11 protein-coding genes are annotated in these 13,253 nt (G+C 74.5%); 6 read left to right on the plus strand and 5 right to left on the minus strand.

Annotated features, from left to right (window positions below; genetic code table 11):
• Positions 1-49: 49 nt before the first annotated feature.
• Positions 50-1,282 (plus strand): radical SAM family heme chaperone HemW, encoded by a 1,233-nt coding sequence (hemW, locus tag AC3EVP_RS15465; protein ID WP_435130452.1) that lies wholly within the window; start codon positions 50-52, stop codon positions 1,280-1,282.
• 19 nt (positions 1,283-1,301) lie between these two features.
• On the opposite strand, the gene AC3EVP_RS15470 is transcribed toward hemW, so the two are convergent.
• Positions 1,302-2,132 carry a DUF3097 domain-containing protein gene (locus AC3EVP_RS15470; protein ID WP_435130454.1) on the minus strand — a complete coding sequence of 277 codons (831 nt, stop codon included), beginning with the start codon at positions 2,130-2,132 and terminating at the stop codon, positions 1,302-1,304.
• A gap of 211 nt (positions 2,133-2,343) precedes the next feature.
• Positions 2,344-3,090 (minus strand): MBL fold metallo-hydrolase, encoded by a 747-nt coding sequence (locus AC3EVP_RS15475; RefSeq protein WP_435130456.1) that lies wholly within the window; start codon positions 3,088-3,090, stop codon positions 2,344-2,346.
• 283 nt (positions 3,091-3,373) lie between these two features.
• Here AC3EVP_RS15475 and hrcA point away from each other — a divergent pair, with 283 nt between their 5' ends.
• The 4 genes from hrcA to AC3EVP_RS15495 all read left to right on the plus strand — a co-directional run bounded on the left by hrcA (position 3,374) and on the right by AC3EVP_RS15495 (position 7,404).
• Positions 3,374-4,390, plus strand: a complete 1,017-nt coding sequence (hrcA, locus tag AC3EVP_RS15480; protein ID WP_335982056.1) for a heat-inducible transcriptional repressor HrcA — start codon at positions 3,374-3,376, stop codon at positions 4,388-4,390.
• Positions 4,391-5,527, plus strand: coding sequence for a molecular chaperone DnaJ (dnaJ, locus tag AC3EVP_RS15485; protein WP_335982054.1), 1,137 nt, complete (start codon positions 4,391-4,393; stop codon positions 5,525-5,527).
• Between the two features lie 72 nt (positions 5,528-5,599).
• Positions 5,600-6,664: a nitronate monooxygenase gene (locus AC3EVP_RS15490; protein WP_435130458.1), complete on the plus strand. Its 1,065-nt coding sequence runs from the start codon at positions 5,600-5,602 to the stop codon at positions 6,662-6,664.
• Entirely contained in the window at positions 6,661-7,404 is a 744-nt protein-coding gene (locus AC3EVP_RS15495; RefSeq protein ID WP_435130460.1) for a 16S rRNA (uracil(1498)-N(3))-methyltransferase, read from the plus strand. Before AC3EVP_RS15490 ends, AC3EVP_RS15495 begins: the two co-directional genes overlap by 4 nt.
• A 34-nt stretch (positions 7,405-7,438) precedes the next feature.
• Here the strand turns inward: AC3EVP_RS15495 and AC3EVP_RS15500 are convergent, their stop codons facing one another.
• On the minus strand, positions 7,439-8,167 hold the full coding sequence (locus AC3EVP_RS15500) for a class I SAM-dependent methyltransferase (protein WP_435130462.1): 729 nt from the start codon (positions 8,165-8,167) through the stop codon (positions 7,439-7,441).
• 42 nt (positions 8,168-8,209) lie between these two features.
• Complete coding sequence (locus tag AC3EVP_RS15505) at positions 8,210-8,872, minus strand: hypothetical protein (protein WP_435130464.1); 663 nt, start codon at positions 8,870-8,872, stop codon at positions 8,210-8,212.
• Between the two features lie 317 nt (positions 8,873-9,189).
• Between AC3EVP_RS15505 and AC3EVP_RS15510 the strand changes: the two genes are divergently transcribed.
• A complete protein-coding gene (locus AC3EVP_RS15510; RefSeq protein WP_335982047.1) occupies positions 9,190-9,696 on the plus strand; it encodes a DUF4232 domain-containing protein in 507 nt (168 codons plus the stop codon).
• A 75-nt stretch (positions 9,697-9,771) separates the two neighbouring features.
• Here the strand turns inward: AC3EVP_RS15510 and AC3EVP_RS15515 are convergent, their stop codons facing one another.
• Positions 9,772-13,218, minus strand: a complete 3,447-nt coding sequence (locus tag AC3EVP_RS15515) for a S41 family peptidase (protein WP_435130466.1) — start codon at positions 13,216-13,218, stop codon at positions 9,772-9,774.
• Between the last annotated feature and the right edge of the window lie 35 nt (positions 13,219-13,253).

Consider the following 13,253-nt stretch of genomic DNA (forward strand, 5'->3'; position numbering starts at 1 on the left):
CCGTACGGCGCCCGGTCCGCGGTGCGCGCGGGTGGCGGATACTGGACGGATGCCATCCGTACTCCCCGACGGGGAACCCGTGCCCGCGGACGGCGCCCTGCCGGCCGCCGCGCTCGCGGCCGCCGCCGGTCGCCCGCTCGGCTTCTACCTGCACGTGCCGTACTGCGCCACCCGCTGCGGCTACTGCGACTTCAACACCTACACCGCGAGCGAACTGCGCGGCTCGGGCGGCGCGCTGGCCTCGCGGGACAACTACGCCGACGTGCTCGTCGAGGAGGTCCGGCTCGCCCGCAAGGTGCTCGGCGACGACCCCCGCCAGGTCGACACCGTGTTCGTCGGCGGCGGCACCCCCACGCTGCTGCCCGCCGCCGACCTCGGGCGGATGCTCGCCGCGATCCGCGACGAGTTCGGTCTCGCGCCGGACGCCGAGGTCACCACCGAGGCCAACCCGGAGTCCGTCGACCCGGCCTACCTCGCCGAACTGCGGGCGGCCGGCTTCGACCGGGTGTCCTTCGGCATGCAGAGCGCCCGGCAGCACGTGCTGAAGGTGCTGGACCGCACGCACACCCCCGGGCGCCCCGAGGCATGCGTCGCCGAGGCCCGTGCCGCCGGGTTCGACCACGTCAACCTCGACCTGATCTACGGCACCCCCGGGGAGAGCGACGCCGACTGGCACGCGTCGCTGGACGCGGCGATCGCCGCCGGACCCGACCACGTCTCGGCGTACGCGCTGATCGTGGAGGAGGGCACCCAGCTGGCCCGGCGCATCCGCCGCGGCGAGGTGCCGACGACCGACGACGACGTGCACGCCGACCGCTACCTGATCGCCGAGGAGCGGCTGTCCGCCGCCGGCTACGGCTGGTACGAGGTGTCCAACTGGGCCACCGGTCCGGCCGCGCGCTGCCGCCACAACGAGCTGTACTGGACCGGCGCCGACTGGTGGGGCGCCGGGCCCGGCGCGCACAGCCATGTCGGCGGGGTGCGCTGGTGGAACGCCAAGCACCCGGGCGCCTACGCGCAGGCCCTCGCGGAGGGGCGCAGCCCCGGGGCGGGCCGCGAACTGCTCAGCGCCGAGGACCGCCGGATCGAGCGGGTCCTGCTGGAGCTGCGGCTCGCCGACGGCTGCCCGCTGGACATCCTCGCGGAACAGGGTGCCGCGGCCGCCGCCCGGGCGGTAAGGGACGGCCTCCTGGAGCCCGGTCCTTACGGTGAGGGCCGCGCCGTCCTCACGCTGCGCGGCCGCCTGCTCGCCGACGCCGTGGTCCGGGACCTGGTCGACTGAAGGCCCCGGCCGCCCCCGGCTACGGCGCCGTCACGAAGTCGATCAGGTGCTCCACGGCGCCCAGCAGCTCCGGCCGCAGGTCCTTGTACGACGCGACCGACGCCAGGATGCGCTGCCACGCCTCGCCCGTCGTCAGGTCGCTCCAGCCCAGCGCCCGGCACACACCGGTCTTCCAGTCCTCGCCGCGCGGCACCCGCGGCCACTCCGCGATGCCCACCGACGACGGCTTCACCGCCTCCCACACGTCGATGAACGGGTGGCCGACCACCAGCACGTCCTCGTTCGTGACGGACGCGGCGATCCGGGACTCCTTCGAGCCCGGCACCAGGTGGTCCACCAGGACGCCCAGCCGCGCGTCCGGGCCGGGGGAGAACTCCCGCACGATCGCGGGCAGGTCGTCCACGCCCTCCAGGTACTCCACGACCACGCCCTCGACCCGCAGGTCATGGCCCCACACCCGCTCCACCAGCTCCGCGTCGTGGCGGCCCTCCACGTAGATCCGCCCCGCCCGGGCCACCCGCGCCTTCGCGCCCTGCACCGCGATCGACCCCGACGCCGACAGCAGCGGCCCCCGGGGCGCCGGCGCCCCGCCCCGCGGCCGTACGAGGGTGACCGTCCGCCCGTCGATCAGGAAGCCGCGCGGCGCCATCGGGAACACCCGCAGCTTCCCGAAGCGGTCCTCCAACGTCACGGTCAGGCCCTCGGCGGTCTTCTCGACCCGCACCACGGCCCCGCAGAAACCCGTGCGGATCTCTTCGACCACCAGGTCCCGTTCTGCGGCCACTTCCGGTGCCGGGTCGGACTTCTTCCACGGCGGTGTGAGGTCAGGGTCATAACTCCTGCTGCGCATGCGCACGATCGTAGAGCCTGACCCCCCGCCGTTCCCGGATCTGCCGGCTCCGGGACCACCTGTCGTCAGTGGCTGGTCGCGCAGTTCCCCGCGCCCCTTTTGGGTACGCAGCGTTCTTTCGCGGAGGGGCCGCACATACTCAGGGGCGCGGGGAACTGCGCGACCAGCCCACCACCGGCAGGTGGTCCCGGAGCCGGCAGGACGGGGCAGCCTAGGGGGTCAGGGCACCCCGAAACCGGCGGACGAAGCGCGCGTCGACCACCGCGCCGTGCCCGGGGACGTAGCGCGCGGTCTCGCCGCCGAGGGCGAGGAGGGCGTCCAGCGCGGTCGGCCACTGCGCGGGGACGGCGTCGGGTCCGGCCTGGGGCGGCCCGGACTCCTCCACGAGGTCGCCGCAGAACAGCACCGAGGGATCGCTCGGGCTGGTACCGGGCACGTGCACCACGATGTCGTGGCCGGTGTGCCCCGGCCCGGGGTGGAGCAGGGTCACCGGCCGGTCCCCGAGGTCAAGGGCGAGCCGGTCGAGGACGGGCCGGGTCGGCCGGCGCAGCGCGGCGGCCGCGGCGGCGGCCTCCGCCGGATCGACGCCGTGCGCGACCGCGTCCGCCCGCATCGCCTCGGCGTCCCCGGCCGGCGGGCCGCCGAGCGCGCGGTGCCCGTACACCTCGGCCTCGGGGAAGGCCGCAGCGCCGAAGACGTGGTCGAAGTGCCCGTGGGTGAGCACGACATGGGTCACCGGCCGCCCGGTCAGCGCTTCGGCCTGCGCCCGCAGTTCCGCGCCCTCGCGCAGCGTGGACCCGGTGTCCACCATCAGCACCCCGTCCGTGCCGACCACCAGCCCGATGGTCACGTCGAGGTGCGGCAGCCGCCGCCGGGCGACTCCCGGGGCGAGCTGCTCCCACCCCGACCCGCCGGCGCCCGGCACCGCCCCGGCTCCGGCCCTCTCCTCATCGCTCACGACCCGACGCTATCGCCCCGCCCGCGCCGCCGCGCGCGGGCACCCGCCCCCGGCGCCCCCCCCTCACGCCCCCACCCGCCCTCCGTCCGCACGCGCGCCCGGGCCGGCGTACGTACCGCGCGTATCGCCCGTACCGCCCGTACCGGGCCGCCGGGCAAGACCGGATCGCCGTCGCTCTTGCCGAGCCCTTGCCGCCGCGCCGTACACTGACTGCGGGAGTGTTGGCACTCGAAACGGCGGAGTGCCAGGCCGCAGGGTCGGGACAACGGGTTGGAGGTGCGCGATGCTGAGCGAACGCAGACTCGAAGTGCTGCGCGCCATCGTCCAGGACTACGTCGGTACCGAGGAACCCGTCGGATCGAAGGCGCTCACCGAGCGCCACTCGCTCGGCGTCTCCCCGGCCACCGTGCGCAACGACATGGCGGTGCTGGAGGACGAGGGGTACATCGCGCAGCCCCACACCAGCGCCGGCCGTATCCCCACCGACAAGGGCTACCGCCTCTTCGTGGACCGGCTCGCCGGGGTCAAGCCCCTGTCGGGCGCCGAGCGCCGCGCGATCCAGAACTTCCTGGAGGGCGCCGTCGACCTCGACGACGTGGTGGCCCGCACGGTCCGGCTGCTCGCCCAGCTCACCCGGCAGGTCGCCGTGGTGCAGTACCCGTCGCTGACCCGCTCGTCGGTGCGGCACGTGGAACTGCTCTCGCTCGCGCCGGCCCGGGTGATGCTGGTGCTGATCACCGACACCGGCCGGGTGGAGCAGCGGATCATCGACTGCCCCGGCCCGGTCGGCGAGACGGTCCTGGCGGACCTGCGCGCCCGGCTCAACAGCCGGGTCACCGGCCGCCGCTTCCCCGATGTGCCGCCGCTCGTGCAGGACCTGGCGGACAGCTTCGACCCCGACGACCGCCCGTCGGTCGCCGCGGTGCTCAGCACCCTCCTCGAAACCCTCGTCGAGGAGAAGGAGGAGCGGATCATGCTGGGCGGCGCCGCCAACCTGACCCGCTTCCACCACGACTTCCCGCTCACGATCCGGCCGGTGCTCGAAGCGCTGGAGGAGCAGATGGTGCTCCTCAAACTCCTCGGGGAGACCGCCGACGGCACCATGACCGTCCGGATCGGGCATGAGAATTTTCACGAGGGCCTCAATTCCACCTCCGTGGTGGCGGTCGGCTACGGTTCGGGCGACGAGGCAGTCGCCAAGCTAGGCGTGGTCGGACCGACCCGCATGGACTACCCCGGAACGATGGGAGCGGTACGCGCAGTGGCACGTTACGTCGGACAGATCCTGGCGGAGTCGTAGGTGGCCACGGACTACTACGCCGTACTCGGCGTGCGTCGCGACGCGGGCCCGGACGAGATCAAGAAGGCGTTCCGCCGCCTCGCCCGTGAGCTGCACCCGGACGTCAACCCCGACCCGAAGACCCAGGAGCGGTTCAAGGAGATCAACGCGGCCTACGAGGTCCTCTCCGATCCGCAGAAGAAGCAGGTCTACGACCTCGGCGGCGACCCGCTGTCCGCGGCGGGCGGCGGGGGCGGTGCGGGCGGCTTCGGCGCCGGCTTCGGCAACTTCAGCGACATCATGGACGCCTTCTTCGGCCAGTCCTCGCAGCGCGGCCCGCGGTCGCGCACCCGGCGCGGCCAGGACGCGATGATCCGGCTGGAGATCGAGCTGGACGAGGCCGCGTTCGGCACCACCAAGGACATCCAGGTGGACACCGCGGTCACATGCGGCACCTGCAACGGGGAGGGCGCCGCGCCCGGCACCTCCGCGCAGACCTGCGACATGTGCCGCGGCCGCGGTGAGGTCTCCCAGGTCACCCGCTCCTTCCTCGGCCAGGTCATGACCTCCCGGCCCTGCCCGCAGTGCCAGGGCTTCGGCACCGTGGTGCCCACCCCGTGCCCGGAGTGCGCGGGCGACGGGCGGGTGCGCTCGCGCCGGACCCTGACGGTGAAGATCCCGGCCGGTGTCGACAACGGCACCCGTATCCAGCTCGCCGGCGAGGGCGAGGTCGGCCCCGGCGGCGGCCCGGCCGGCGACCTCTACGTGGAGATCCGCGAGCTGCCGCACTCGGTGTTCCAGCGCCGCGGCGACGACCTGCACTGCACCGTCACGATCCCGATGACGGCGGCCGCGCTCGGCACCAAGTGCCCGCTGGAGACGCTGGACGGCCTGGAGGAGATCGACGTACGGCCCGGCACCCAGTCCGGCCAGTCGATCCCGCTGCACCAGCGCGGCATCACGCACCTGCGCGGCGGCGGCCGCGGCGACCTCATCGTGCACGTCGAGGTCGTCACGCCGCACAAGCTCGACGCCGAGCAGGAGGAGCTGCTGCGGCGGCTGGCGAAGCTGCGCGGCGAGGAGCGGCCCACCGGGCAGTTCGCGCCCGGCCAGCAGGGGCTGTTCTCACGGCTGAAGGACGCGTTCAACGGCCGCTAGACCGTGGGCGGGGGCCGGGTGAACCGGCCCCCGACGCGCGGGGCACCACACCCTACGTGACACGATGACCACATGCCCGCGTTGACCGATCTCTCCTCCTTTTCGGCGTACCCGATCGTGCAGGCCCCGATGGCCGGGGGTGCCTCCAACCCGCGGTTGGCGGCCGCCGTGTCGGGGGCCGGCGGCCTCGGCTTCCTCGCTGCCGGGTACAAGACGTCCGAGGCGATGTACCAGGAGATCCGGCAGCTGCGCGACGCCACGTCGCAGCCGTTCGGGGTGAACCTGTTCATGCCGCAGCCCGCCACCGTGGACCCGTCCGCGGTCGCGGTCTACGCCGAGCAGCTCGCCGGCGAGGCCGCCTGGTACGACACCGCGCTCGGCGACCCGGACACCGGTTCCGACGACGCCTACGACGCGAAGGTCGCGGTGCTGCTGGAGGACCCCGTGCCGATGGTGAGCTTCACCTTCGGCTGCCCCGACCGGGCCGTGCTGGACGCCTTCACCAAGGCCGGCACGTACACCGTGGTCACCGTCACCACGCCCGCGGAGGCGCTGGCCGCGCAGTGGGCCGGGGCGGACGCGGTGTGCGTCCAGGGCATCGAGGCCGGCGGCCACCAGGGCACCCACCGCGACGACCCGCAGCTCGACGGCACCGGGCTCGGCCTGCTCACGCTGATCACCCAGGTCCGCGAGGCGGTGCAGCTGCCGATGATCGCCGCCGGCGGGCTGATGCGGGGCGAGCAGATCGCCGCGGTGCTCGCCGCGGGCGCCTCCGCGGCCGCGCTGGGCACCGCGTTCCTGGTCTGCCCGGAGTCGGGCGCGTCCCCGCTCCACAAGCAGGCGCTCACCGACCCGGTGTACGCCCGTACCGAGGTGACCCGGGCCTTCAGCGGCCGCCCGGCGCGCGGCCTGCTCAACCGCTTCGTACGCGAGCACGGCCGCTACGCCCCGCCCGGCTATCCGCAGGTGCACCATCTGACGCAGCCGGTGCGCCGGGCCGCGGCCGGGCTCGGCGACCCGCAGGCGATGGCGCTGTGGGCCGGGCAGGGCCACCGGCTGGCGCGGGAGCTGTCGGCGGGCGCGCTCGTGGAGACCCTGGCGGCCGAACTGCACGCCGCGCAGGGGGCCCGCGCATGACCGCCCCGGTGTTCCTCGTCGGCCCCGCCGCGCTCGACGGCGCCCCGGCGGTCGTACGGCTCGACGGCGCCGAGGGGCGGCACGCGGTGTCGGTGCGGCGGCTCCAGCCCGGCGAGGAGATCGTGCTGACCGACGGCGCCGGGCGGGCGGTGAGCGGCGTGGTCGCCGCGGTCGCCGGGAAGGACGTGCTCGACGTCGAGGTGCGCGAGCAGCGGATCGAGGCCGCGCCGGCGGTGTCCGTCACCGTCGTGCAGGCGCTGCCCAAGGGCGACCGCGGCGAGCTGGCGGTGGAGACCATGACCGAGGCCGGGGTGGACGCGGTCGTGCCGTGGGCGGCGTCGCGCTGCGTCACCCAGTGGCGTGGCGAGCGCGGCGCGAAGTCCCTGGCGAAGTGGCGGGCCACCGCCCGCGAGGCGGCCAAGCAGGCGCGGCGCCTGCGTTTCCCCACCGTCGCGGAACAGGTGACGACCCGTCAACTGAGCACCCTGCTCGCCGACGCGGACTTCGCCGCGGTACTCCACGAAGAGGGCGCGTCCCCGCTCGCGACCGCCGAACTGCCCGCCACCGGCTCCGTCATGCTCGTGGTCGGCCCCGAAGGCGGCGTCTCCCCCGAGGAGTTGGCCCTCTTCGCCGCCGCGGGCGCCCCCTCCTACCGCCTGGGCCCCACCGTCCTGCGCACCTCCACCGCCGGCGTAGCAGCCCTCTCCCTCCTGATGACCCGCACCGGCCGCTGGGGGTAGGCCTGTTGCCGCCGGTGCGCGGGCGCGGGGCGGCTCAGGGGCGGCGGAAGAGGGCGGTGTGGAGGAAGGGCTCGCCGAAGTGGGGGGAGTCCGCGGGCTCGTCGCGCATCGGGCGGATCTCCACCTCGGTGAGGTCGGCGAAGATCCGCCGGAGGTCGTCGGGGCGGTAGGCGAGGCCGCCGTGCAGGGCGCCGTCGCGGTAGAAGTCCGCGTCGGGTACTTCGGAGCCCATCTTGCCGCTCGCGAAGCAGGACAGCCCGAAGTGGCCGCCCGGCGCGAGGTGCCGGTCGAGCAGGGCGAGGTAGCTGATCCGTCGGTGCGGCGGCAGGTGGTGGAAGCAGCCGGAGTCGAAGACCAGGTCGTACGTGCCGTGCAGAGGTACCGCCTGCGGGTCGAACACGTTTCCCCGGTGGAAGCGCACCGCGGCGCCGGCCGCCTCCGCACGGCTGCGCGCCCACTCCAGCGCCGCCGCGGACAGGTCGACCGCGTCGACGTCGAAGCCCGCGCGGGCCAGGTACAGCGCGTTCCGCCCCGGCCCGCACCCCAGCTCCAGCGCCCGCCCGGGCGCCACCGGCCCGCCCTCCACGTACGACACCAGGTTCTCGTCCGGCTTCTCCACGAAGAACGGAATCCCGCGCTCCCGGTCGGCGTAGAACCCGTCCCACCACCCGGCGCCCTCCTCCCCCCACCGGTCCCCGCCCCCCGCGAACACCCCGTCCAGCACCCGCAGCAAGTCCTCGACCGACCGCACATCACGCCCCATCCGGCGCCCCTCCCGCTGTTTGTCCCTGTGGTGAAAGCACGGCTACCTGCACGCGCCCGACGTGACTTTCGTGCGGACGGTGTACATCGGCTCCTTCTTCGGGTCGGGCGACTGCCGTTGGGCCGCGGCCGGTGCCAGACGGGCCGACAGGATGACCAGGCACGCCTGGTGGTCGGTCGCCCGCAGGTCGTCGTAGCTCTTCTCCACCATGCCGGTGATGACGTAGCTGTCCACCGCGCCCGGCGGCGGCCGGTGGGCCTCCGCGTCGATCGTCAGGCCGTCCTTGCTGTAGGAGAAGCCGTAGCTGTTGTACGGGTACCCGAACTCCTCGTTCACCGCGTCCTCGAAGGCGCTCTCGTCGGGGATCTTGTCGATCGGTGCCTCGGCCAGGACCGGTTCGGTGTCGAAGGCCGAGGCGACCGTGTCCGCGCGTTGCCGCACCGAGGCGTCGGTCCAGTGCGGCGGGCGGTTCTGTGCGTGCAGGTGCACGAAGAAGACGGCCGTCAGGGCGTAGATCACCATGCGCAGCGCCGCGCGGTACACCGCGGTGTCCGTCGGTACGTCGACGGTGCCGTCGGAGTGCCACCGGTGCGGCAGGTTCCGGTACAGGCCGACCGCGTCGAGCGTCAGGCACACGCCGATGCCGCACTCGGCGATGACGAACTGGGTGGTTTCGCTGAACCCCAAGGAGTCGAATAACGTCACTGCTGCCCCCTCGTAACTCCCCCCATCCGACACCTTGTTCGGGCCTTCCACCTGCCGTTTTCGGCAATCGAGACCCTGCGGTGACCTTCCGGTGGCGGAAGCGGGCGCTCCGCTGCCGCGGGAGGGAGGGGCTGGTGCGGGGCGTACGGGAGCGTGGTCCGGCGGTCGCTGAGGCGGTGATACCGAACCCGGACATATCGGTGACGCGACTGTGGCGCGATCCGGGTGCTCTTCGCACTTCGGGCGGGCGAGAATCGAGTCGACCTTGGTTCCGCCGGGGAGATCGCGGAGCCGCACCGCAAGACGAGGAGCCCGAGTTGACGCGTCGTACCCACCGGAGGATTGCCGCCACCCTCGCCGCCACCGCACTCCTGGCGGCCACCGGCGCCGGCGTCGCGCAGGCGGCGTCGGCAGGAAGCGGCGCGCCGTCGGCCTGCCGCCCGGCCAACCACCTCGCGAAGATCACGCAGACGGCGAGCAGCGCCGGCCACCGCCACTACCGGGTCACCCTGACCGCGCCGAAGGGGTACGACTCCTGCACGCTGGCCGGCTCGCCGACCGGCGCGCACTTCACCGAGCACGGCAAGAGCGTCAAGCTCACCGCGCAGCGCTACGGCGCCCAGAGCGCCGCCGTGACCTTCGGCCCGGGCCACCCGGTGCACTTCGACATCCAGGTGCCGAGCGGCGCCTCCGCCCTGGCCGCGGACGAGGTGTCGTTCACCCTCCAGGCGCCCGGCGGCGAGATCCCGGGCCTGTCCTACGCCGACGGCCGGCTCCGCGTCGCCAAGGGGACGAAGATCGGGCCCGTCCAGCGCGGCGCCTGACCGCGGGCGCCCCCGGACCCGGACCTGGACCCGGGGGCGGGGGCGCCATGCCCGGCCGGCGCGGGCGGGCGCCGGTCAGCTCGGCAGCGCCGGCGGCGACTTGGGCGGGGTGGCCGCCAGCGACTCCAGGGCCATCTCGATGGCCCGGTCGAGCTGGGGGTCGCGGCCGGCGCCGTAGTCCTGCGGGGTGACGACCACCTCGACGTCGGGGTCCACCCCGTGGTTCTCCACCGACCAGCCGAACCCCTCGAACCACAGCGCGTACTTCGGCTGGGTCACCGCGGTGCCGTCGACGAGCTGGTAGCGGCTGTCGATGCCGACCACGCCGCCCCAGGTGCGGGTGCCGACCACCGGGCCGATGCCGAGGGTGCGGATCGCGGCGTTGACGATGTCGCCGTCCGACCCGGAGAACTCGTTGGCGACCGCCACCACCGGCCCGCGCGGCGCGTCCTGCGGGTAGCTGAAGGGCAGGCCGTGCCGCGGCAGGTCCCAGCCGATGATCCGGCGGGCGAGCTTCTCCACGACGAGCTGCGAGGTGTGCCCGCCGCGGTTCTCGCGGACGTCGACCACCAGCCCGTCGCGGGCCATCTCCACCCGCAGGTCGCGGTGGAGTTCGGCCCAGCCGTTGCTGACCATGTCGGGCACGTGCAGGTATCCCAGCCGCCCGCCCGAGGCCCGGTGGACGTAGGCGCGCCGGTCGGCGACCCAGTCGTGGTAACGCAGCGCCTCCTCACTGGCCAGCGGCACCGCGACCACGTGCCGGACCTGGCCGCCCGCGGCAGGGGCGACGGTCAGCTCGACCGGCTTGCCCACGGTGCCCACCAGCAGCGGCGCCGGGCCGGTCCGCGGGTCGACCGGCACCCCGTCGACCGCGAGGAGGGCGTCCCCGGCGCGCACCGCCACTCCGGGTGCCGCCAGCGGCGAGCGGGCCCGCGGGTCGGACGACTCGCCGGGCAGCACCCGGTCCACCCGCCAACTGCCGTCCTGTGCACGGGAGATGTCCGCGCCGAGCAGCCCCTGGTTGCGGCGCGGGTCGCCGGCGCCGCCGGGCGGGGTGACGTACGCGTGCGAGGTGCGCAGCTCACCGTGCAGCTCCCACAGCAGGTCCACGAGGTCGTCGTGGGTGGCCACCCGGTCCAGCAGCGTGCGGTACCGCGCGCCGATCGCGTCCCAGTCGAGGCCGCCCATGTCGGCCCGCCAGAAGTGGTCGCGCGCGAGGCGGTGCGTCTCGTCGAACATCTGCCGCCACTCGTCGGCGGGGTTGACGGTGACCCGCACCCGGGACAGGTCGATGGTCGTCGAACCGTCGGCGTCGTCGTCGTACTTGCTGTCGGCCGGGCCGATCCGCAGCCGCGAGCCGCTGTTGACGAGGACCTTGGTGCCGTCGCCGGAGACCGCGAACGCCTCGGCGTCGGCGGCGATCTCCTCGACCTTCAACTGCCGCAGGTCGTAGCGCTCCAGGATGGACTCCGGCGGCTCCGCCTCGGGGGTGGCCAGCGCGGTGCCGAGGGTGCCGGTGAGCGGGTGGCGCAGCCACAGCACCGCGTTCTTGGCGGCGCGCAGCCCGGAGTAGTGGCCCGCCTCGACGGGGAAGGGCACGATGCGGTCGGCGATGCCCTCCGCGTCGACCTTGGTGGCGCGCGACCGTTCGCGGCTGCCGGGGCGGCCCGCGCCGGTGGACGTACCGGAAGCGGAGGAAGCGGCGGAGGCGGAAGCGGCGGACCCGGTCGGGCCCGCAGCCGGGTCGCCGGCGGCCGGGTCCGCGCCGCCCGCGTCGGCGCCCGCGCCCTCGCCCGCCTCGCCGCTGTCGTCGTCCGCGTCGTCGTCGTACGGGCGGCCGTGCCGCTGCGGGCCGAACGGCGACGGCGTGGTCGCGGCGAGCGTGATCAGATACGGGCGGCAGGCGTTGGGGAAGGACAGGTCGAACACGTGGGCGTCGTAGACCGGGTCGAAGGCCCGCTCGGACAGGAACGCCAGGTGCCGGCCGTCGGCGGTGAAGGCGGGGGCGTAGTCGATGAAGCGCAGCGGGGTCGCCGTCACCAGGGTCAGGTCCGCGGTGGAGGCGAGCATGATCTGCCGCAGCGAGCCCGGGCCGGGCTGGGACCAGGCCAGCCAGCCGGAGTCGGGGGAGAAGGCCAGGTCGCTCACGTCGGCGTGGTGCCAGGCGGACTCGGCGGCGGGGGTGCCGTCCTCGGCGGTCTCGGCGGCGGTCGGCACCTCGCGGACCTCGCCGGTCTGGGTGTCCACCAGCAGCAGCCGGCCGTCGTGCGAGGCGACCGCGATGCGGTGGCCGTCGGGGGAGACCTCGATCTCGTGCACCCGGCCGAGCCGTCCCGCGGCGAGCCGGCGCGGCGCGGTGTCCCCGGCGGGTCCGGTGGCCGGTCCGGTGGCCGGGGCGATCTCCAGCGCGTCGTCGCCGTCGGCGTCGGTCACCCACACCACGTACTGGTCGTCGCCCTGCGAGAACACCCGCGGGTGCCGGGTGCGTACGCCCGGCCGGGCCGACAGCACCCGCGCCGGGCCGCCGCGGTGGGTGATCCAGTGGGTGGTGCCGCGCACCTCCACCGCGCTGCCGCGGCCGGTGTGGTCGGGGCGGGCGTCGCCCAGGTAGGCGGCCGGACGGACCGGGTGGGGCTGCAAGTCCGTGCGCTGGCCGCCGAGTTCGATCTCCAGCGGGCGTGGGGCGGTGTCCTCGCCGAGGCCGTCCAGCACATGCAGGGTGCCGGCGCAGGTGTACACCACGCGGGTGCCGTCGGTGGCGGCGTGGCGCGCGTAGAACCCGCCGAGCGGGGTGTGGCGGCGCAGGTCGGTGCCGTCGGGGCGGCTGGAGTACAGCGCGCCCTGGCCTTCGTGGTCGGAGAGGAAGGCGATCCGGTCGCCGACCCACATCGGGCACTCGATGTTGCCGTCGATGTCCTGGTGCAGCCGCGCGAACTGCCCGCCGCCGTCCGGGTCGAGCCACAACTTGCCCGCGGTGCCGCCCCGGTAGCCCTTCCAGTACGCGGCCTCGCGCCCCATCGTCACCGACTGGAGCAGCACCGCGCCGTCCGGCCCGTACGCCAGGTCGCCGACCGGGCCGAGCGGGAGCCGGCGCGAGGGGCCGCCGTCCAGCGGCACCTGGTGCGCCCAGGTGCGGCGCAGCGACGCCTCGCCGGCGGTGGTGACCACCACCAGTTCGCCGTCGGGCGTCCAGGTGCGCACCGACGTCAGCGCGTTGCCCCAGTACGTCAGGCGGCGCGAGGGGCCGCCGGCCAGGTCCGCGACGTGCACCTCGGGGGCGCCGTCGCGGGTGGAGGTCCAGGCGACGACGGCGCCGTCCGGCGAGATCCGCGGGCGTTTGACCGGCATGTTGTCCGCGCTGACCCGCCACGCCCGTCCGCCGTCGAGCGGTGCGACCCACACGTCGTCCTCGGCGGTGAAGACGACCTGGCCGCCGTACGGGTGCGGGTTGCGCAGGTACGACGGGTGGTGCGTGCGGTGGGCGGAACCCGGAGGCTGTGTGGAGAGCGAGGACTGGGTCACGGTGCCAGCCTAGCCAGGATCAACGCCCGCGAGCA

This window comes from Actinacidiphila sp. bgisy144, assembly GCF_057708105.1.

Bases quoted from the DNA above. Each gene is read 5' to 3' on its own strand.
- hemW (WP_435130452.1), top strand. From the start codon at position 50: ATGCCATCCGTACTCCCCGACGGGGAACCCGTGCCCGCGGACGGCGCC.
- AC3EVP_RS15470 (WP_435130454.1), bottom strand. From the start codon at position 2,132: ATGCGCAGCAGGAGTTATGACCCTGACCTCACACCGCCGTGGAAGAAG.
- hrcA (WP_335982056.1), top strand. From the start codon at position 3,374: ATGCTGAGCGAACGCAGACTCGAAGTGCTGCGCGCCATCGTCCAGGAC.
- AC3EVP_RS15490 (WP_435130458.1), top strand. From the start codon at position 5,600: ATGCCCGCGTTGACCGATCTCTCCTCCTTTTCGGCGTACCCGATCGTG.
- AC3EVP_RS15495 (WP_435130460.1), top strand. From the start codon at position 6,661: ATGACCGCCCCGGTGTTCCTCGTCGGCCCCGCCGCGCTCGACGGCGCC.
- AC3EVP_RS15500 (WP_435130462.1), bottom strand. From the start codon at position 8,167: ATGGGGCGTGATGTGCGGTCGGTCGAGGACTTGCTGCGGGTGCTGGAC.